This is a genomic window from Nitrospirota bacterium, from assembly GCA_040755395.1.
In the GTDB taxonomy this organism is placed as follows: domain Bacteria; phylum Nitrospirota; class Nitrospiria; order Nitrospirales; family Nitrospiraceae; genus DATLZU01.
This window is the reverse complement of sequence record JBFMAX010000010.1, coordinates 41562-60767: the sequence shown is the minus strand read 5'-3', so window position 1 is coordinate 60767 and position 19206 is coordinate 41562. Positions and strand designations below refer to the sequence as shown.

18 protein-coding genes are annotated in these 19206 nt (G+C 60.9%); 13 read left to right on the top strand and 5 right to left on the bottom strand.

The genetic code is table 11. From position 1 onward, the window contains the following. Positions 1-11: 11 nt before the first annotated feature. Entirely contained in the window at positions 12-473 is a 462-nt protein-coding gene (locus tag AB1555_14175; GenBank protein ID MEW6247841.1) for a helix-hairpin-helix domain-containing protein, read from the bottom strand. 131 nt (positions 474-604) lie between these two features. Here AB1555_14175 and thiS point away from each other — a divergent pair, with 131 nt between their 5' ends. The 13 genes from thiS (at position 605) to AB1555_14110 (ending at position 15411) form a co-directional block, all read left to right on the top strand. Then, positions 605-865 carry a sulfur carrier protein ThiS gene (thiS, locus tag AB1555_14170; GenBank protein MEW6247840.1) on the top strand — a complete coding sequence of 87 codons (261 nt, stop codon included), beginning with the start codon at positions 605-607 and terminating at the stop codon, positions 863-865. Between the two features lie 71 nt (positions 866-936). After that, positions 937-1722 (top strand): thiazole synthase, encoded by a 786-nt coding sequence (locus AB1555_14165; protein ID MEW6247839.1) that lies wholly within the window; start codon positions 937-939, stop codon positions 1720-1722. 92 nt (positions 1723-1814) lie between these two features. Then, positions 1815-2447, top strand: coding sequence for a thiamine phosphate synthase (gene thiE / locus AB1555_14160; GenBank protein MEW6247838.1), 633 nt, complete (start codon positions 1815-1817; stop codon positions 2445-2447). Positions 2448-2745: 298 nt separating this feature from the next. Further along, entirely contained in the window at positions 2746-4419 is a 1674-nt protein-coding gene (gene arc / locus AB1555_14155) for a proteasome ATPase (protein MEW6247837.1), read from the top strand. A 39-nt stretch (positions 4420-4458) separates the two neighbouring features. Then, on the top strand, positions 4459-5934 hold the full coding sequence (gene dop, locus AB1555_14150) for a depupylase/deamidase Dop (protein ID MEW6247836.1): 1476 nt from the start codon (positions 4459-4461) through the stop codon (positions 5932-5934). Positions 5935-6004: 70 nt separating this feature from the next. Then, a complete protein-coding gene (prcB, locus tag AB1555_14145) occupies positions 6005-6823 on the top strand; it encodes a proteasome subunit beta (GenBank protein MEW6247835.1) in 819 nt (272 codons plus the stop codon). A gap of 2 nt (positions 6824-6825) precedes the next feature. Beyond that, a complete protein-coding gene (gene prcA / locus AB1555_14140; GenBank protein ID MEW6247834.1) occupies positions 6826-7512 on the top strand; it encodes a proteasome subunit alpha in 687 nt (228 codons plus the stop codon). A gap of 95 nt (positions 7513-7607) precedes the next feature. After that, a complete protein-coding gene (gene pafA, locus AB1555_14135; protein ID MEW6247833.1) occupies positions 7608-8984 on the top strand; it encodes a Pup--protein ligase in 1377 nt (458 codons plus the stop codon). Between the two features lie 32 nt (positions 8985-9016). Further along, complete coding sequence (locus tag AB1555_14130; GenBank protein ID MEW6247832.1) at positions 9017-9967, top strand: M23 family metallopeptidase; 951 nt, start codon at positions 9017-9019, stop codon at positions 9965-9967. Positions 9968-10482: 515 nt separating this feature from the next. After that, positions 10483-12303, top strand: coding sequence for an ATP-binding protein (locus AB1555_14125; protein MEW6247831.1), 1821 nt, complete (start codon positions 10483-10485; stop codon positions 12301-12303). A 542-nt stretch (positions 12304-12845) separates the two neighbouring features. Continuing rightward, positions 12846-13412 (top strand): hypothetical protein, encoded by a 567-nt coding sequence (locus tag AB1555_14120; protein MEW6247830.1) that lies wholly within the window; start codon positions 12846-12848, stop codon positions 13410-13412. A 208-nt stretch (positions 13413-13620) separates the two neighbouring features. Continuing rightward, the gene (locus tag AB1555_14115; GenBank protein ID MEW6247829.1) at positions 13621-13866 is read left to right on the top strand and encodes a DUF2442 domain-containing protein; all 246 of its coding nucleotides are present in this window, start codon (positions 13621-13623) and stop codon (positions 13864-13866) included. A gap of 1158 nt (positions 13867-15024) precedes the next feature. Further along, positions 15025-15411 carry a hypothetical protein gene (locus tag AB1555_14110; protein ID MEW6247828.1) on the top strand — a complete coding sequence of 129 codons (387 nt, stop codon included), beginning with the start codon at positions 15025-15027 and terminating at the stop codon, positions 15409-15411. Between the two features lie 141 nt (positions 15412-15552). Here AB1555_14110 and AB1555_14105 read toward each other — a convergent pair whose 3' ends face one another. The 4 genes from AB1555_14105 to thiL form a co-directional block, all read right to left on the bottom strand. Further along, positions 15553-15912: an aspartyl protease family protein gene (locus AB1555_14105; protein MEW6247827.1), complete on the bottom strand. Its 360-nt coding sequence runs from the start codon at positions 15910-15912 to the stop codon at positions 15553-15555. A gap of 292 nt (positions 15913-16204) precedes the next feature. Next, complete coding sequence (locus tag AB1555_14100) at positions 16205-17629, bottom strand: HD domain-containing protein (GenBank protein ID MEW6247826.1); 1425 nt, start codon at positions 17627-17629, stop codon at positions 16205-16207. Between the two features lie 20 nt (positions 17630-17649). Continuing rightward, complete coding sequence (locus tag AB1555_14095; GenBank protein ID MEW6247825.1) at positions 17650-18144, bottom strand: DUF2062 domain-containing protein; 495 nt, start codon at positions 18142-18144, stop codon at positions 17650-17652. A 9-nt stretch (positions 18145-18153) separates the two neighbouring features. Beyond that, complete coding sequence (gene thiL, locus AB1555_14090; protein ID MEW6247824.1) at positions 18154-19206, bottom strand: thiamine-phosphate kinase; 1053 nt, start codon at positions 19204-19206, stop codon at positions 18154-18156.

Sequence of the window (19206 nt, the reverse complement as noted above, 5' to 3'; positions counted from 1 at the left end):
GCCGGTTCGCGTCAGTCCAGTCGGCGCGCCCGGATGGCGTTCAGCAACTCCTCTTCCCGCACGGTCAGGCCGGGAAGTGTCCGCAGCAGATGGGACCGGACCAGGGATTCGAGATCGGCCAGCGTCCGAATCCCCAGACGGAAATAGAGATAACTGACCGCCGATTCCGACAGTCCCGGCAACGTTGACCAATCGGCGACCTCGTCCGGCAAAGGGGTTTTCAGATCCTCGTACGACCGGATCGCGCCGGTGGCAAGGTATTCACGGATCTTCGCCGCCAGGTCTCGACCGATCCCCGGTATTTCCTTCAACTCTCCCCGCTGCGCGATGTCCGCGATGTCTTCATGGAGAGCGGCGACCGAGTCGGCGGCGCGACGGTACGCCCGGATTCGATACGGGTTCGCCCGATGCGCGGCGAGTAGGTCCGCGATCGAATGGAACAGTGAACTGAGCCGACGGTTGTTCTCCGACATGATGTGGAGATCTTCACGCGTATGTGGAAGGTCGTAATGGCTCCCTATCCTAGCGGATAGTCGGTCGTCCTTCCAGCCCGCCTGTTTGTTGACAAGCGGTTTGCGCGTCACCTAGGATTACACGACGGTCCATGACGGATGCAGACATTGAAATCCGGGTAAACGGCGAGGTGCGCAGGGTGAATTCCGGGCAAACGGTGGCCGACTTGCTGCGCGAACTCGCCATCAGGCCGGATCGGGTAGCCGTCGAAGTGAACCTTGAGATAGTGGACCGGCAGGAGTTCGAACGCCGCGGGTTGCAGCACGGCGATCGCGTGGAAATCATCAGCTTTATCGGAGGGGGAGCAGTCAGTCATCAGCGGTCGGCACTCAGCGGATGGGATTTGCGCTGACGGCTGATTGCTGAAAGCTGAACGCTGAACGTTACTGTACCTAATAATGCGAACATGAACAGGTGAAAATCATGCGATCAGAAGACCGAGGTGACCGGCTTATCATCGCCGGCCGTGAATTCAAGTCGCGACTCTGGGTCGGGACCGGGAAGTACAAGGACTTCATCGAAACGCAGAAAGCCATCGAGGTGTCCGGAGCCGACGTGGTGACGGTCGCGGTGCGACGGGTCAACATCACCGATCGGTCGAAGGAAAACTTGCTCGACTATCTGGACCCGAAGAAATACACGATTCTTCCGAATACGGCCGGCTGTTATACGGTTGAGGACGCGGTACGGTACGCGCGCTTGGCCAGAGCCGCCGGGGTCTCTGACCTGGTGAAGCTGGAGGTGATCGGGGACGAACGGACGTTGTTTCCCGACACGGCCGGGTTGATCGAAGCGGCCAAGATTCTCATTCAAGAAGGATTCATCGTGTTGCCTTATACCAACGACGATCCGGTCGTGGCCAAGAAACTGGTGGATATCGGATGCCCCGCCGTCATGCCGCTCGCCGCGCCGATCGGGTCCGGGCTCGGCATCAGGAATCCCTACAATCTCAAGATCATCTTGGAAACGGTGAACGTGCCCGTGATCGTCGACGCCGGGGTCGGGACGGCGTCAGACGCCGCCTTGGCGATGGAATACGGCGCCGATGCGGTGTTGATGAACACGGCGATCGCCGGCGCCAAAGATCCGATCGTGATGGCCGAAGCGATGAAATACGCCGTTCATGCCGGCCGGTTGGCCTATAAGGCCGGACGGATCCCCAGAAAGCTGTACGCCACCGCCAGCAGCCCGATCGAAGGCATGCTGTGACCCCTCGTGAAGCGTGAAGCGTAAGGCGTTAGGCGTGAGAGGAAGCTGGAATGTCACCTCACGCCCAACCCCTGACACCTCGCGTGTCTCTCATGCCTTCCGTTGATTTCCGCCTCTATCTGCTCACCGACCGCCTGCAGACCGGCGGTCGTCCCCTGGTTCCTCTGCTCAGTCAGGCGATCGACGCGGGAGTGTCCGCGGTTCAGTTGCGGGAGCGGGACCTCGGCACGCGCGCGCTTCTCGCACTCGCACAAGAAGTCCATACGCTCACTCGGGAGCGTGGAGCGAAATTATTCATCAACGACCGCGTCGATCTTGTGAACGTGGTGGAAGCCGCGGGCGTGCATCTGCGGGCCAGCAGCCTGCCGGTGGCCGCCGCGCGCCGGATCCTGGGACCGGAGCGGTTGATCGGCGTCTCGACTCATTCGGCCGACGAGGCGGTGCGGGCCGAGGCCGACGGCGCCGACTTCGCCGTGCTCGGCCCGATCTACGACACGCCGTCGAAGCGCGGGTACGGACCGCCGATCGGGATCGGGACGCTCGAGGACGCCTGCCGTCGGTGTCGGATTCCGGTCTTTGCCATCGGAGGCATCACGCCGCCGCGGGCGTCTGAAGTCCGGCGGGCCGGCGCATTCGGCGTCGCGGTCATTTCAGCCGTGCTCGGAGCCGAAGATGTCGGCGATGCCGTCCGTCGGCTCGCGAACGCCGTGACATCTTCGGTGTGAAGGCGAGCGACGGATGCGGGTCTCGCTTCTGCGCGGCCGGTCATACTCCGGCGTGGCGGGAAGGAGTGAGTCGCGCTGCGCGGCGCGCGCTGATTCCATCGCGCCGTTACGCGGCGCAGTTGACCGTGTGGGAAGCGGATGATAGAATCGCGACAGATTCGCGCATCGTGATCTGGTAAGGGTTTCGAGCGATCGAAACAGTGCTGCAATGGCCGAGTCCAAGGGGAGCCGACTGCGGTCCCTCCGCGATTCCGTGAAGAAAATTACAAAGCGTTTGTCCGACGGAGATTTGGAGGCCATGCATAAGAACGACGAGCACCTTCGCGAAGTCGAAAAACTCCGCGTCCAGATCCAGTCGATGGAGGAGGAGCTGCGCCGCCTCTATCAGTCCCGTTATCAACTCGAGCAAGCCACCAGGCAAAATGAAAAACTGGCCGCCACGCTGCAGGAAGCGAAGGCTCAGATCGAAGCGTTGCGGGCCGAAGTGGACAAACTCACCGCGCCGCCCTCCACCTACGCCATCTTCTCGAGCGTGAACAAAGACGGCACGGCAAACGTGTACGTGTCCGGCCGGAAGATGAAGGTCAGCATTCATCCGTCGATCAAGAGCAAGGAGTTGCGCAAAGGGCAGGAAGTGATCCTGAACGAAGCGCTGAACGTCATCGAAGCACGCGGGTTCGACGGCCAGGGGGAAGTGGTGCGGCTAAAGGACGTCATCGAGGGCAACCGTGCGCTCGTCACGCTGCATTTCGACGAGGAGAAAGTCGCGGAGCTGGGCGATCCGCTCACGAACGAACGGCTCAGCGTCGGCGATCATCTGCTCTATGACCCGCGCTCCGGGTATGTGATCGAGAAACTCCCCAAGTCCGAGGCGGAGGAGTTGGTGCTGGAGGAAGTGCCGGATGTGGACTACAGCCACATCGGCGGGCTCCAGAAGGAAATTGAACAGGTTCGGGACGCGGTCGAGTTGCCGTTCTTGCACCCGCAGTTGTTCGCCGAATACAAGCTCAGCGCGCCGAAGGGGGTGCTGCTCTACGGGCCTCCCGGGTGCGGCAAGACGCTCATCGCGAAAGCGGTCGCGAACTCCATCGCCAAGAAACTGGGACACCTCACCGGCAAGCAGATCCGCAGCTACTTCCTGCATGTGAAGGGACCGGAGCTGCTGAACAAGTACGTCGGCGAGTCGGAGCGGCAGGTCCGGGAGGTGTTTAAGAAGGCGAAGGAACGGGCCTCGGAAGGTCACCCGGTCATCGTCTTCTTCGATGAAATGGACGCGCTGTTCCGCACCCGCGGCACCGGCATCTCGTCGGATGTCGAATCGACGATCGTGCCGCAGTTCCTCTCCGAAATCGACGGCGTGGAGCGGCTGCGCAACGTCATCGTGATCGGAGCCAGCAACCGGCAGGATCTCATCGATCCGGCGGTCCTGCGCGCCGGCCGGTTGGATGTGAAGGTGAAGGTCTCGCGCCCTGACGCCACGGCCGCCCGCGACATCTTTTCGAAGTATGTCACTCCCGATCTGCCGTTCGACCAGGACGAGTTACAGCGTCACGGCGGCGACGCCCGTGCGCTCGTGGAATCGTTGATCGGTACGACGGTGGACGCGATGTACGCCACATCCGAAGAGAACAAATTCATCGAAGTGACTTATGCCAACGGCGAGAAAGAAATTCTCTATTTCAAGGACTTTGCGAGCGGCGCCCTGATCGAGGGGATCGTCTCCCGAGCCAAGAAGTACGCGGTGAAGCGGGCCATCGCTCAGGAGGGAAGGGGAATCCGGTCGGAGGATCTCATACGGGCGATCCGCGAAGAGTTCAAGGAACACGAGGATCTTCCCAACACGACCAACCCCGACGATTGGGCCAAGATCGCCGGCAAGAAAGGCGAAAAGATCGTCCATGTCCGGACTATCAGCGGAGGTCCCGCGGAGTCCCGGCAAATTGAAACCATCAGCACGGGGCACTACCTCTGAGTTCTGCTTGACTCCATGCAGGGATCAGGAAAGACGATTTTGCCGCGCGTTCTGGGTACAGAAACAGAATTCGGGATCGCCGCCAGGGATGCGAATGCACTCGACCCCGTTTCCAATTCACTCCATCTGATCGGCCATTATCCCTCGCTACCCGCGCCCCAGGCGATTTGGGATTACGAGAACGAGAATCCGCTGCTCGACGTTCGGGGCTTCGAGGTCGAGGGCGAGCGCGAGCGGCCCAGCCCGGATTACAACCGCCAGTTGAACAAGGTGCTCGCCAACGGCGGCCGCCTGTATGTGGACGGCGCGCATCCCGAGTATTCCACACCCGAGTGTACCAATCCCCGGGAACTGGTCGCGTTCGAACGGGTGGGCGAACGCATCATGGAGCAATGTCTGCGGGAGATGGCGCAGGCGCGCGGCAAGGAGCAGTTCGTCCTCTACAAAAACAACTCCGACGGCAAAGGAAACAGTTACGGGTACCATGAGAACTATCTGCTGTCGCGGTCGGTGCCGTTCGATCGGATCGTCCGGGTGTTGACCCCGTTTCTCGTCACCAGACAAATCTTCGCGGGTTCCGGCAAGGTCGGCGCCGAGAATCAGACCGCGCCGGCGGAGTATCAGATCTCTCAACGGGCCGATTTCTTCGAATGTCTGGTCGATCTCAATACGATGGTCAAGCGCCCGATCATCAATACCCGGGACGAACCGCACGCCGATCCGGCCAAGTATCGCCGCCTACACGTCATTGTCGGCGACGCCAACATGGCCGAACTCCCGACCTACCTGAAGGTCGGGACCACGGCGATCGTGCTGGATCTGATCGAAGGAGGGGCCGAGCTGCCGACGATGGAACTCGATGACCCGGTTCAGGCCGTCAAGCAAGTCTCGCGCGATCTGGACATGAAAGAACCCTTGAAACTGGCCGACGGCCGGGTGACCTCGGCGATCGGCATCCAACGGATCTATCTGAAGGCCGCGATGGACTTTTTCGCCTGTCATGAGCTGTCCCAGGTGACCAAGGACATCCTCGTGCGCTGGGAAGAAGTCCTGGATAAGCTGGAGCGCGATCCTATGCTGCTCGTCCGTGAACTGGACTGGGTGGCCAAACGGCAGATGATCCGTTCCTACATGGAGCGGAAGGGTTGCGGCTGGGATGACCCCCGCGTGCGTCTCATGGATCTCCAGTATCACGACATCCGCCGGGAGAAGGGTCTGTACTACACGCTCGAGCGCAGCAACATGATCGATCGGTTGGTGCCGGACAGCGAGATCGTCAAAGCGGAGTCGACCCCGCCGACCGGGACGAGAGCCTACTTCCGGGGCCGCTGCGTGACCAAGTATGCCAGGGCCGTCTACGGGGCGAGTTGGACGTCGGTCCTTTTCGACGTCGGCAACACGACCATCAAAAAGATCCCCTTGATGGATCCGTTGCGCGGCACGGAGTCTCTGACGTACGAATTGCTGGAAAGCTGCGGGTCGGCGGAGTCTCTCCTGGCCAAGTTGACCGCGTGATGATCCGGACGAAGCCGTTGCCACGGCCCCTGTCCGCCGATCCCGACAAGAGTGAGCGTCGTTCGTCGCGATGAACCTGCCGTTTTTCCCTGACCACGATAACTCCAGTTTCTTCGACCTGTTGATGAAACAGCGGCCGGAGTTCGCCTCCGGTATCTACGGCCGTAGTCGGGCGACAGAGCGGGCGCCCGAGTCATCGGGCGGCGGCCCCGCACTGCCCGTCCCTCAGGGCACGACGGTGCTGGCGCTCAAGTACCGGGAGGGCGTCGTCATGGCCGGGGATCGGCGGGCCACCGAGGGATTTCAGATCGCGGACCGCCGCATCGAAAAAGTCTTCCGGATCGACGAACACAGCGCCATGGCCATCGCGGGCGCCGCCGGTCCGTGCATCGAGATGGCCAAGCTGTTTCAGACCGAGCTGGAACATTACGAGAAGTTGGAGGGCGTCCCCCTCTCGTGCGAAGGCAAGGCCAACAAGCTGGGGCAGATGGTCAAGGCCAACCTGCCGATGGTGTTCCAGGGCCTCGTCGTGGTGCCGCTCTACGCCGGCTACGACTTCGCCAGGGAGGAGGGGCGGATCTTCAAGTACGACATTACCGGCGGGCGATATGAAGAATCCGACTATCACGCCGTCGGCTCGGGCGGCAAGGATGCGCGCAACACGATGCGGGAGCATTTTCGCAAGAACCTCTCCGAGGACGAAGCCATCAAGCTGGCGCTCCTGGCCCTGTACAACGCGGCGGATGAAGACGTGGGAACCGGCGGGCCGGATCTCATCCGGGGGATTTTCCCGACGGTCAAGACCGTCAGCGCCGCGGGCATCGCCGACGTGCCGGAGCAGAGGATTCGGGGCCTGTACGACGAGTTGATCGCAAATCGTGGAGTGTAGCCGTGCCGCTACCGTACTACGTCTCGCCCGAACAGATGATGCAGGACAAGGCGGAGTATGCCAAGAAGGGCATCGCCAAAGGCCGGTCGATCATCGCGATGGAATATGTCGATGGGGTGTTGCTGGCGGCCGACAATCCGAGCGCGTCGCTGCACAAGGTGTCCGAAGTCTACGACAGCATCGCCTTCGCCGGCGCCGGCAAATACAGCGAGTTCGAAAACCTGCGGAAGGCGGGCATTCGTCACGCGGACCTCAAGGGCTACATGTACAGCCGGGAGGACGTCACGGCCCGCTCCCTCGCCAACGGCTATTCGCAGAGCTTGGGAACGATCTTCAGCCAGGAGTTGAAGCCGTTGGAAGTGGAAATCCTCGTCGTGCAGGTCGGCGCGGCCGAGAGTCCGAACGAAATCTACCGCATCTCGTTCGACGGCAGCATCTTCGACGAACACAACTACGCCGTCATCGGAGGACGGGCGGAGGCGCTACAGAATTTCCTGAAAGAGCGGTTTCCCGCCCGGGTGCCGACGCTCAAGGCGGCCCTCTCCCTGTGTGTCGCGGCGCTCGAACACGGGGCCAACCAGAAGTTCATGCCGGAAGGGCTGGAAGTCGCCGTCTTGGACCGTACCCGCCAGGGCCGCAAATTCCGCCGCATCCCGTCGTCCGAAATCCGCCAACTGATCTCCGCCTGACGAGCCTTCCCCGGATGGCCCGATGAGCGCCTTCTGTTGAAGAAGGCCGACCGCCAGTGTATCCTGTGTGCGAGGGTTCCGACAGGGCGGCGGCCATGAGACAACGGATCTTCGGTCTCGAGAACGAATACGGGCTGATTTTCTCGCCGAACGGCCGGATCTATCTTCCGATGGAAAAGGTCCTCGGCTATATCTTCGAGGGCCTTATTCCCAACAGCTGGCCCTCCAACGCCTTTCTGGTGAACGGCGCCCGCTTCTACCAGGACACCGGCTGCCATCCCGAGTACTCCACCCCCGAATGCGACAACATCCTGGACCTGGTGGTGCACGACAAGGCAGGGGAACGGCTGCTGGAAGCCTGTCTCCCGGCGGCGGAGGAACGGCTGAGAGAGGAGGGCCTGTCCGGGGAAATCTACATTTTCAAAAACAACACCGACTCGCTCGGCAACACCTACGGTTGCCATGAAAATTACCTGATGCGGCGCGACGTCGATTTCTGGAAGGTCACCGAGCAGTTGATCCCGTTTTTCGTCACGCGCCAGATCTACTCGGGCGCCGGCAAGGTGCTCAAGGTGTCCGGCAAGCCCCAGTTCTTCATCTCCCAGCGCGCGCAGCATATCCATGAGAAGACCTCGTCATCGACGACCTCGTCTCGCAGCATCATCAACACGCGCGATGAACCGCATGCGGACGCCGAAAAGTATCGCCGGTTGCACATCATCGTCGGCGATTCCAACATGTCCGAATATACGACCTACCTGAAGGTGGGCACCGCGGCGCTGGTGCTGTCGATGGTGGAGGACGGCTATGCGGTGAGCGGCATGGAATTGGAAGACCCGGTCAAGGCGATCCGGGAAATCTCGCGCGATCCGACGCTCAAGAAAAAGGTCAAGCTGGACGACGGACGGCAGATGACCGCCGTGGAAATCCAGCGGGTCTATTGGGAGCGAGCGCACGATTACCTGAAGGAACAATCGCACGACGCGACCATGGACGACGTGTTGGCCCGCTGGGGCAACGTGCTGGATCGATTGGAAGAAGACCCGATGCAGTTGACCCGCGAGGTGGATTGGGTGAGCAAGAAGCTCCTCATTCAATCCTACGTGGACAAGAGGGGGTGCGGCTGGGACGATCCCCGCGTGTTTCTGATGGACCTGCAGTACCACGATGTGAAGCGCACGCGCGGGTTGTACTATCTGATGGAGTCGCGCGGCATGATCGAGCGGGTCGTGGACGAAGAGTCAGTCCAGCGGGCCATGTCCGTGCCGCCCCAGACGACCCGCGCCAAAGTGCGCGGGGACTTCATCCGCTTTGCGCGGGCCAAGAATCGGTCCTACACGGTGGACTGGACCTACCTGAAGCTGAACGGCTACTGGGAAGAAACGATCCTCTGCATGGACCCCTTCAGCGCGGTGAACCGCCGTGTGGAAGAACTGGTTTCGCAAGTCGCCGGATTGCGGTTCTATCGATGACTACCGATACGTCACGGCAACATGCGAAAGGCATGTCGCGGGCCGACCGCCTGGCCGTGACCTCTATTATCCTGCTGGCCAGCGTGTTTCCGGTGGAGTTGTTGCCGAACACGCCCGCGCCGCAGAAAGGATCGGACGGCCAGTACAGCGGTAAGCAGGGGCAAGTCATCGTCGTGAAGGTGCCTGCGGGAGAAGGAATCACCGACGTGGAAGGAACGTTCCTCGGGCGCCGCGTTCCCTTCTTCCTCGAACCGCGGCCGGGCGAGCCTCCCGGTTATGTGGGATTGCTGGGCATCGACATGCAGGATGAACCGGGGACGCATGAACTGGCGGTGGAGGTTCGATCCGGCGAGCAGGCGCGCCGATTAAGCTACAACGTCCTGGTCATCAAGGAAAAATTCTCGGTCGAGTATCTGAAGTTGCCCAAGGACAAGGTGGACCTGGATGAAAAGGCCTTGGCCCGCTGGAAGGCCGAGCAGGAGCAGATTCGAACCGCGTTGGCCCAGGATTCCCGGCTCCGGCTGTGGCAGGCCTCTTTCATTGAGCCGGTGCGGGGATCGAAGACCGGGGTGTTCGGCAGCGTGCGGGTGCTCAACGGGCAACCGCGCAGTCCGCACAACGGCGAAGACATCGGCGCGCCGCTGGGCACGGAGGTCGTGGCAAGCAATGACGGGGTCGTTCGCCTTACGGTCGATCATTTCTTTTCCGGCAAGGGCATCTTTCTCGATCATGGACTGGGGCTGTATTCCATGTACTTCCACCTCTCGGAAGTGCTCGTGCGTGACGGCGATCTGGTAAGAGCCGGCCAGGTGATCGGGAAGGTCGGCGCCACCGGCCGCGCGACCGGACCGCATCTCCATTGGGGCGTCAAGCTCAACGGCGCGCGGGTCAATCCCTACGCCCTCCTCGATCTCCCGTTCCCCCGCAACGGCGCCGCTCCCGAAGCGACACCCGCCTCCGTAGCCGTTCCGGCGAAAGAATAACCAAAAAGGCTGGCGGGTTCCGTGCTGCTCAGTGCTCCGGGGCAACCGTACTAAGCCTCCTATCTGCTCGCCTGCGGAACTTGTTCCATTCCGTCCACCCGTCGCAAATTTGAACGCAACGGGTCCCCGGCTCGAATGGAACTGCGAACAGTCCTCGGCGTCCGCTTGAGCGGACAGCATTTACTCGGCAAGTACGGAGCCGGGCACCCGTTGCATCGCGTAGAGCAACGGGTGAATCCGCACAATTCGCGACGCAGGCCCCACCAACCCTTTTGTGGAGTGCATGAAAATACTTTCCAGTCGATACCGAGTTGACACAACTACTTACAAAAAGTAGCCTGTCCCTGTTTCGCGGCCTCAGAAGCCGCTCGGCGGAAGCGCTCGCAACCCCTCCCTCTCGATTTCACGAACGAGATAACGTATGCTCCGATGGTTGGAAAAGAACTCATTCTACTCAAGAGTCGGCAATTGTACGGCAACAAGCTGCCGGTCGCTTCAACTTCAGAGGGAGGCCCATGGTCGATGACGAGTTAACAAGAGAAGCGTTGATCGAGGAACTGACTCGCTTGCGTGAACGTTGTCGCCAACTCGAACGAGCGGAAGCGGCGCATCGGCAAGCAGAGGAGGCGCTTCAGAGTAAAACCACACAACTGGAAGCGATCCATAGGACTATGCTGACCTTTCTCGGCAGTGGAAACTGGCGAGAGGCGAGCGCCTGCCTCCTGCGCGTGGTGTTGGAACAGACCGCCAGTGAGTACGGATTTATAGGGGTCGTTGTGGAGGGTCCGGTGTTACGGATCCTTGCCCACGAAGGGATCGTCTGGGATCAGACCGTCAACAGGGAATTCTATGAGACGGCTCTGCGCGCGTATCAAGCGGTCGGGTATTTGGAATTCACCCGCTTTGATAATTTGTTTGGCTTGGCCATCACAAGCGGTCAGCCTGTGCTTGCCAATGATCCGGCTGCCGATCCTCGGGCCGGCGGGCTTCCGCCCGGTCATCCGCCTCTCCGTCATTTCCTGGGCGTGCCCACGTTGCGAGGCTCGGAAGTCGTGGGGCTGATCGGAGTCGCCAACCGGCCCGGTGGATATACGGGGACGGAGTTGTCCCAGCTTGAGCTCCTGACTCAGGCCGTCGGGGCCCTTTATGATAGTTACCGCCGCCACCAGCGTGAAAGCGCATTGGAAGCACAGCTTCGCCACATGCAGAAAATGGAAGGCATCGGTCAATTGGCAGGCGGCATCGCCCATGACTTTAATAATCTTCTCACGGTCATCAACGGATACGCTGATGATTTGGAAATAGAGTTCGATCCGGACGATCCCCGTCTGGCGAAAATCGTCCAGATTCGACGCGCGGGGGAGCGGGCTACAGCTTTGACTCGTCGTCTTCTCACCTTCAGTAGGCGACAGACCATTCAACCCGTCGTCATCGATTTGAACACGGTTGTCACAGAGATGGCCGAGATGCTCAGGCGGGTGATAGGGGAACACATCGAATTGCGACTGGACCTCACTCCGGATCTTCAGCAGGTGCAAATGGACCCCGCTCAATTGCATCAACTTATTATGAACCTCGTTCTTAATGCGCAGGACGCTATGCCGCAGGGCGGCGTACTCACCATTGCGACCGCCAATGTCCTCATGGATGCGGCGTTCGCTCAAAGTCACCCCGGGAGTCAGGTCGGCCCGCATGTCATGCTGTCGATACAAGACACCGGAATGGGAATGGATTCCGAGACCCAAGTCCGTCTCTTCGAGCCCTTTTTCACCACCAAACGACCCGGAAAGGGCACTGGATTGGGTCTTTCGACAGTGTACGGGATCGTGAAACAGAACAAGGGCTACGTGGCGGTGGAGACCGCGCTCGGTCAAGGGACGACCTTCAAGATCTATTTTCCACAATCGAGCAAGACGGCACAGGAAACGCCTGCAAGAGACCAACTGGCTGCCGTTCCAGACCGAGGCACGGAAACCGTCCTCCTCGTGGAAGACGAAGCGACGATCAGAGCGATTGCGCGTGAGTCTCTGGAACGCCATGGTTATCGCGTGCTTGAAGCCGCCAACGGCCTTGAGGCGTTGCAGATCCTCGACACCTATCGAGGCCCGCTCCATCTGCTGCTCAGCGACGTGATCATGCCCGGGATGCACGGTCCGGAGCTGGGCCGGCACGTCAAGTCGCTTCGACCAGAGATCAGGGTGCTTTATATGTCGGGCTACCCGGATGATGTGCTGGGGCCTCGAGGGGTGATCTCGTCGGACGTGAACTTTCTTCAGAAACCCTTTACGTCCAGAACCTTGGCGGGCAAGGTCCGAGAAGTGTTGGCTCGCATGTAAGCGTCAACTCACGCTCACCACCATGTCCACGTACAAAGCGCCTCGACAAACATGGGGCATTCCAGGCATGTTTTTTACTAAACGAGCGAGGCGCCGTCCTCGCTACGACAACAGCGTCATCATCGCGGAAGCCCCTTCCCGACCGTCTTGGTGTCCTTTCCCATCCTTTCCCGCCGACTCCGAGTTGATACAACTGCTCGCGAAAAGTAGCCTGTCCCTGTTTCTATGTCTGCGGGATTCGCAGTCTATCCCGGTGGGCGAAGCAGGATGAAATCTTGAAGAAGCGTTTGATTGTTCAGTAGACTTGCCTTCCAGTGGAGCGCTGAGGTTCCCATGCTATGCTGCGCGGGTAGCCTGCAGCAGACTTAATAGTTCGGCTGATGAGCGATAAATTTGGCGTAGGATATGGGCTTCGGGAGGGCCCGACCTTGAGGGCCGTTCGGGGCGTTGCGCTGGTCGTCATACCGCTAGTAGTCGCCGTCGCCTCCGTAACTGGCACGTGCACTGACCGTAGCGTCGCTCCCCTGCCGGAGGTCGATCGGATGCGGCTGGACGTGGGCTGGATCACCGCCACGAGCACCCCGGAGGAGGTCGAAGGGCGCCTCGGGCAGCCGCCATTTACCGCCGAGAGTCGAGTCTCGGTGGACTGGTGGTATCCGATCCGTGCAGGGGCTCATGGTCTGGATATCCCCGCGGTGATGCTGAAGGTCTGGCTCGACGATACCGCGCGGCTCGATGACTGGAGTTTCGTCCACCCAGTCACCGGCACCCGGCTGCCAGTCCGCGAAACGCTGGCGCAGGCCGATGCCTGGTTCGCCCGGGGTTGCAATCCACCGCGCCGAATCGAGCTTGACGCGGTGCTCCGGAAGGGCACGCCGGAGCGGGAGGTAGTCGCTGGGCTCCGCTGGTTCCCGGAACGCTTGATGACCACCTTTATCGAGAAGGTCCTCGTTCGGCGCGAGCGAGACGGCAACCGGGAGACGCTCGTGTTCTACGCCGATCGGCCTAGCCCGCTGTATGTGCCGCCCTTCTATTATCAGGTGAGCTTTGGTCTGGTGGGGGAGCGCAGAACGTTCACGACGATCCAGGGCTGGGGCGGGTGCAAGTGACGACGCGCCGAACCTCGGCGTGCAGCGGTCGCGTCCCGCGCGCGGAGGTCTGCCCCCTTTTGTTCCCCCAGGCCAGCTTCCCAGGCGTGCGCTGGCGCTGGTCCGAGAGCGGCATGAGCTTCGCAAAAGTGAACTGCTGGAAAACTGGGAGCTTGCTCGGCAGCACCACCCCTTGAAGAGGATTCCGCCGCTGGAGTAGGAGAAAGCCATGGACTACCACGTCATAGAAGCTCGGTACGTATCAGGCTATGTCGTCAAGTTGAAATTTCGTGATGGAACCGAGGGGGAAATCGATTTAGGACCCGAACTCACAGGACCAGTGTTTGAGCCGCTCAGGGATCTCGAACAGTTCAAACGGTTTCGTGTGGATCCCGAGTTTCACACCCTGGTCTGGCCGAACGGAGCGGACTTTGCCCACGAGTTCCTGCACGACACTGTCCGTGTGACTGCCTAACCTAACGCTGCAGCCGACGCGCAAAGACAGGGCACGGCTGAGCTTCAGTGTTAGGCTGGTTCATGACTGAGCCACTCTTCATCTCCGACGCAGATGCCTCTGATCCGGCTTACGTCAATATTCGTGTCGGCGAATCTGAACCTGCCATGGCTGCCCGGGAGCTGACTGAGGGCCTCTGGCGAACGTATCGACCCTATGCTGACCGGCACTTCCGTACGGAGATCCAGAGCGCTTTCGACGAGCGCTTCTGGGAGATGTACCTCACGTGCGCCTTACTCGATCTTGGCCTCCCGGTGTCCTGCCCGAAACCGGGGCCGGACGTCCTTCTGTCCCTAGGAGAAACAACGATCTGGGTCGAAGCCATTTGCCCCACACAGGGCTCTGATGAGAATCCTGACCGCGTACCTGATTACAACTTTGGTGCCCCGGTGGCAACACGTGTTCCGGACGACGAGGTCATCATGCGACTACGGCACGCGATCGAGACGAAGGTTAGAGCCTTCGATAAGTACACCGCCCAGGGGATCGTTTCGAACGACTCCGCATGGATTGTCGCGGTAAACGGTTGTCAGATACCGCACGCACGGTTAGAGAGAGGTTCCGCGAATCATACGGGCTGTTCTTCCTATCGGCGACATGCAAGTCACCTTCCATCGTGACCCTAGCGTCCCCACGGAAACGAGCTATCAGTATCGCCGCGCGGTGGAGCGAAAGAAAGGCGCCGAAATCGAAACGGACGTATTCTTTCAGGACCGTTATCGGCGCCTAAGTGCGGTTCTCTATTCGCATGTAGATGCGGGTAATCCGGCGCGTCGGTTGGGCGACGACTTCATCCTGATTCACAATCCAAGAGCGCTTGTGCCTGTGCCAGACATGACCATCCGCCGTGGCAGAGAGTACTGGGTACGCGAGAGCGGAGATGTCTTCTCTTTGGACTCTATTGTTCATGAGTAGACGACAGCCCAACAACCGCATCGAATTCGCGCCACTAGGTGGCGCCGAACCTCGCTACTGCTCGGCCGTTCATGCGGAGCGTTAGGCTCCACAGAGGAGGAATGTCATGCAGAATCATCCCGTGGCCTTTTGAGCGTCATTTTCACGCTGCTGACCGTCCCTGTGGGCTTCATACTCACCCCTTGTTCGAATAGGAGGCTCGCGATGCCGATCACGGAAGACCAGGTGAAGAACGCGATCGCGACATGGCTCAAGCACGGCGATTTCGATGTCGCGCCGCCGCGCCTAGGCATGCGAAGGGGCTTTGATGTTGAAGCCCTTAACTCGAAACCAGGTAAGCGCCTCGTCGTGGAGTGCAAGGGTGAGACTGAGGCAGCCAACCAATGGGATCGCGCCTGGCGCAATGTCTCGTACGCGCTGTTCAACGCGATCAAGCAGACAGAGAATCCCCAAAACCGCGACGACGTCGCGGTCGCTTTGCCCGACACTCGCAACTACCGTGAGCGCATGGATGGGCTTCAGGCCTTCTGCGCCCGGCAGAAGATCGCGGTCTATTGGGTCTCGGAGGGAGGCGGCGTTCAGCCGTGGTGAATCACGCCATGCCCAATTGTAGTTATGCCTACAAAGCGTGAAGGCTACGACAGCCGATAAAAGACTCCCGCCCCTTTTCAGCATGGCCAAGCTCGGCAGGTGAGCGCAACGGATGAGCAGTGGAAAAATGGCTGTCTCTGATTATTTTTCGCGGAGGGGACGGGGCACGAGTTTCTGCTCAATCGGGTCGACAGTGAATCCAAGGATTTCCAAGGTGGTGGCTCCCAGTAAGATGGGTTCGCCACGATCGCCATAAGCCACCGGTACAATTCCCGCTCGTCCATCAAGACTGACCCAGGCTTGGCCGACCTGGCGCGTGACCGTTCGATTCTCGGACGTGACAGCGGGAACGGAGAACTGGGGTGCAATGCGAAGCTCCTGCAACAGCTCGCCGGGAAGTTTAGTCAGGGTGGCGCCGGTGTCCACGATCAACTCAAGCTCGCGCCAGCGAGTTTGATCCGCAGGATTCGCGACACGGATATGTACGGAGAACACTCCCATTGCGCCCTCGGTCGCCCAGCCTATCACCGCGGCGGATGTCTCGCAAGGGCTTACAACTGGCAAACGAGGAAGGGCAACGGATGCAGAACGGCGAGCACGTTTCGAAGCTCCATTCGAGCGAAGATCAGAACGGAACGAGTTGCGCAGCCAAGTGGAGCAGAGGCTTACGGCGGACCAACACGGCCGGGTACCCATTGTCCAGTCGGGCTTCGTGCAATGGGTGTGAGTGGAAGCGATCAGCCCGGCCATCTTTCTTCGCTCATCAGCCGAGATAGACTCTTACGACAGATCTTCACACATTCGTCTCGATGCTCGACGGGGCTTTATTGAGGACAGTCCCCGCGGCTTGGGAGAGAGCCGCATCGTGCTCATGGGAGGGGGTGTAAATGCGGAATTGCACGAGGCGGGTGGGCAGGAGGTCCAGAAACTCCTCCAGCGGTTCGGTGGACACCAAGCGTGTGCCCGGATCGTATACGTAGAGCGGGATGCCGCGCGTGTCTTTCGGGTCGGGTCGCGGGTCCAACGGCGCCATATCGACCCGGAACGGGATTTTCTGCAGCTTGGCCGGCAGTTCCTTCTGGATGACCCGCTCGAAGTGCTCGCGACTCGGGAAATCCATGCCGCGCTCCTGCCCCTTCTCTTTCAACACCGTGCTGTACGCCATCTTCCACTTGACGTCGCGTTCGAGGATCCGTCCCCATTCTTCGCCGAGTCGCCGGCGTGGCGCCTGCCGGGATTTCCTCCACTCACGCACCTCTTCCAGCAAGGACCAATCGGTCAGAGTCAGGTAGTCCTCCATCCGTTTGCGCGGATCGCCGGGGAAGATCAGCCGCATCGTCTCGCCGAAGATGTCGCGCAGGTGGATGTCGATCGCTCTGGTGGTCCGGTGGTAGTACACGTTAGAATAGAGGTACATCCGCGTGTTCAGGAACATCTGGAGGGCCGGTAGGCCGGTCTTGTGGATGGTGAAGCCTTTCTCGGTGACGATCGTGTAGTGGATGAGCCGGCTGAGATCGACCGGCCCGACCGCCACGCCGCACATGTAGGAGTCGCGGAGGACATAGTCCAGATTGTCCGCAGTGTAGCTGCCGGAGATGACCGGCTGGAGGAAGGTCAGCCAGCGCGGCATCCGGGAGAAATCTTTGCCTTTGTCCTTCAGAATCAGGTGGGCGATCTGATCGGGGTTCAGTTCCTCGCCTTTGGCGAACGGGCCGGACGGACTGCGGCGAATCTTGCGGATGATCGGGCCCAGATAGTCCCGGATGATGATCTGCCCCAGTTTCTCGTGGGTCAGGTGGAAGGCCTTCAGGAAGTTGTCGTCGAAGAAATGGCAGAACGGCCCGTGGCCGATGTCGTGGACCAGGGCCGTGATGCGGAGCAGTTCTTCGACATAGTTGGCCGACGGCGCATCTTTGGCGACCTCGCGCAGGAACGGGTAGAGGTGTTTCGCGAACCGGCCGGCGACGTGCATGGTGCCCAGCGAGTGGACGAACCGGCTGTGCTCGGCCGACGGATAGACCCAACGCGCGCTTTGCAGTTGATAGATGTACCGGAGTCGCTGGACCCAGGGGGAATCGATCAGGTCCTTCTCCGTTCGTTCCGCCGGATCCGGGGTCGAGTAGGGGACTGTGAAGGAGATGTACTCGTGAATCGGGTCGGCGATCAGCGCCGATCCATCATAGGGAAACTTGGCGGGATAGCGACCGGCGGACTTCATGGCGAGGGTCCGGGCTCATCTTAGCCGACCTGGGGACTGCGGGGCAACGGTTCCTCTCGCCGCGGTGCGCGGGCGCGGCGATGTTTCGAAATGACATAGTAGGCGATCGGGTAGCCGATCGCGGCTCCCAGCACGCTCAACACGGTCCCTCCGAGAAAGAACGGGACGGCGTACGGCATGACCTGCCGATAGATCGACATGAAGCTGAGATCGTTCCAATTGAAGGACGGGCCATCCGGCAGGCCGAGCAGGACGGCACCTGTCCAGTAGGTCGCGCCCAAAATCGGCACCAGCGTCCACGGGTTGTTGATGCCGGCGCCGACAAAGAGCGCCAGGAAGTTCAGCCGGAACGCCCAGGTGCAGAACAACACCATGACGGTGTGAAGCCCGTAGGTCGGCGAGAAGGCGATGAAGACCCCGATGGCGAAGGCCAGAGCCGTCCGGTGGGGCGGTTCGTGCAGGTGAAGAACTTGATTGAGGGCCGACCGGATGCGCGAAAGTTGCCCGTTGATCATGGAATGGGCTCAGCGACGAAAATGTTCGTAACTCGTGACGGTCAGCGGTTGCCGGGAACCATCATCCCGCTTGACTCGAATCCCGGATCGGCGGGCGGTGATCAAGCCGATACAGGACACTCGAAAACGCGCGCGATGCGCCAGAGCTTCCACCTTGCGGCGGTTGGCCGGCGGCACGGTGAAAAGTAACTCATAGTCTTCCCCGCCGCTCAGGGCCACGTCCACCGGGTTCAGGCGACGGGCGTCGGCATATGACCGGCATGCGCTCGACACAGGAATGGCGCGGAGATCGAGTTCCGCGCCGACGCGGCTTTCCTCGCACAAGTGAGCGAGGTCGCCGGACAAACCGTCCGAGAGGTCGATCGCCGCGGAAGCCAGCCGCCGCTCGGCAAGCAGCCGGCCTTCCCGAACGCGGGCTGAAGGACGGAGGTGACGGCGGATCAGGAACCGCCGAACATGATCGGCCGCTTTGTCGAGGAGCGAAGCCGGCGCGCGGTCGCCGGTCTGCAACAGGGCCAGGCCGGCCTGCGAGTCGCCGAGCGTCCCCGTGACGTAAATCAAGTCGCCCACCCGCGCCCCGGCTCGCGTGAGCACGCGGTCGGGGCGCACGGAGCCGGTCAACGTGATGTTGATGAAGAGTCCGTCCCGCGACGCGGAGGTATCGCCGCCGACGAGTTGCACGCCGTATCCGCGGCAGGCCCGCATGAATCCCCGGTACAGCCGGTCGATCTCAGCGGCCGTCCGCTTGGGAGGAATAGCGAGCGACACGAGGAGATGCCGGGGAACGCCGCCCATGGCCGCGATGTCGCTCAGATTGGCGACAGCCGCCCGGTATCCGACATCTTCGAGCGTGGTCGTCGCCAGGTCGAAATGGACGCCTTCGGCGAGCAGATCGGTGGTCAGGAGGAGCCGGGATCCCGCCGGCATCCTGATGATCGCCGCGTCTTCGCCGATGCCGCGCACGACGGAGGGGCCGGTCCGGCCGAAGCGCCGGCGCAGAGAGCGGATCAGCGCGAACTCACTGAGGAGCGGAGCCTGTTGGCTCGACGGGCCGGGCGGCAT

What these genes read in the sequence shown, in the direction of transcription:
- AB1555_14175 (MEW6247841.1), bottom strand. Translation starts at nt 473, where the DNA reads ATGTCGGAGAACAACCGTCGGCTCAGTTCACTGTTCCATTCGATCGCG.
- thiS (MEW6247840.1), top strand. Translation starts at nt 605, where the DNA reads ATGACGGATGCAGACATTGAAATCCGGGTAAACGGCGAGGTGCGCAGG.
- AB1555_14165 (MEW6247839.1), top strand. Translation starts at nt 937, where the DNA reads ATGCGATCAGAAGACCGAGGTGACCGGCTTATCATCGCCGGCCGTGAA.
- thiE (MEW6247838.1), top strand. Translation starts at nt 1,815, where the DNA reads ATGCCTTCCGTTGATTTCCGCCTCTATCTGCTCACCGACCGCCTGCAG.
- arc (MEW6247837.1), top strand. Translation starts at nt 2,746, where the DNA reads ATGCATAAGAACGACGAGCACCTTCGCGAAGTCGAAAAACTCCGCGTC.
- prcB (MEW6247835.1), top strand. Translation starts at nt 6,005, where the DNA reads ATGAACCTGCCGTTTTTCCCTGACCACGATAACTCCAGTTTCTTCGAC.
- pafA (MEW6247833.1), top strand. Translation starts at nt 7,608, where the DNA reads ATGAGACAACGGATCTTCGGTCTCGAGAACGAATACGGGCTGATTTTC.
- AB1555_14130 (MEW6247832.1), top strand. Translation starts at nt 9,017, where the DNA reads ATGTCGCGGGCCGACCGCCTGGCCGTGACCTCTATTATCCTGCTGGCC.
- AB1555_14125 (MEW6247831.1), top strand. Translation starts at nt 10,483, where the DNA reads ATGGTCGATGACGAGTTAACAAGAGAAGCGTTGATCGAGGAACTGACT.
- AB1555_14120 (MEW6247830.1), top strand. Translation starts at nt 12,846, where the DNA reads ATGCGGCTGGACGTGGGCTGGATCACCGCCACGAGCACCCCGGAGGAG.
- AB1555_14115 (MEW6247829.1), top strand. Translation starts at nt 13,621, where the DNA reads ATGGACTACCACGTCATAGAAGCTCGGTACGTATCAGGCTATGTCGTC.
- AB1555_14110 (MEW6247828.1), top strand. Translation starts at nt 15,025, where the DNA reads ATGCCGATCACGGAAGACCAGGTGAAGAACGCGATCGCGACATGGCTC.
- AB1555_14105 (MEW6247827.1), bottom strand. Translation starts at nt 15,912, where the DNA reads ATGGGAGTGTTCTCCGTACATATCCGTGTCGCGAATCCTGCGGATCAA.
- AB1555_14100 (MEW6247826.1), bottom strand. Translation starts at nt 17,629, where the DNA reads ATGAAGTCCGCCGGTCGCTATCCCGCCAAGTTTCCCTATGATGGATCG.
- AB1555_14095 (MEW6247825.1), bottom strand. Translation starts at nt 18,144, where the DNA reads ATGATCAACGGGCAACTTTCGCGCATCCGGTCGGCCCTCAATCAAGTT.
- thiL (MEW6247824.1), bottom strand. Translation starts at nt 19,206, where the DNA reads ATGCCGCCCGGCCCGTCGAGCCAACAGGCTCCGCTCCTCAGTGAGTTC.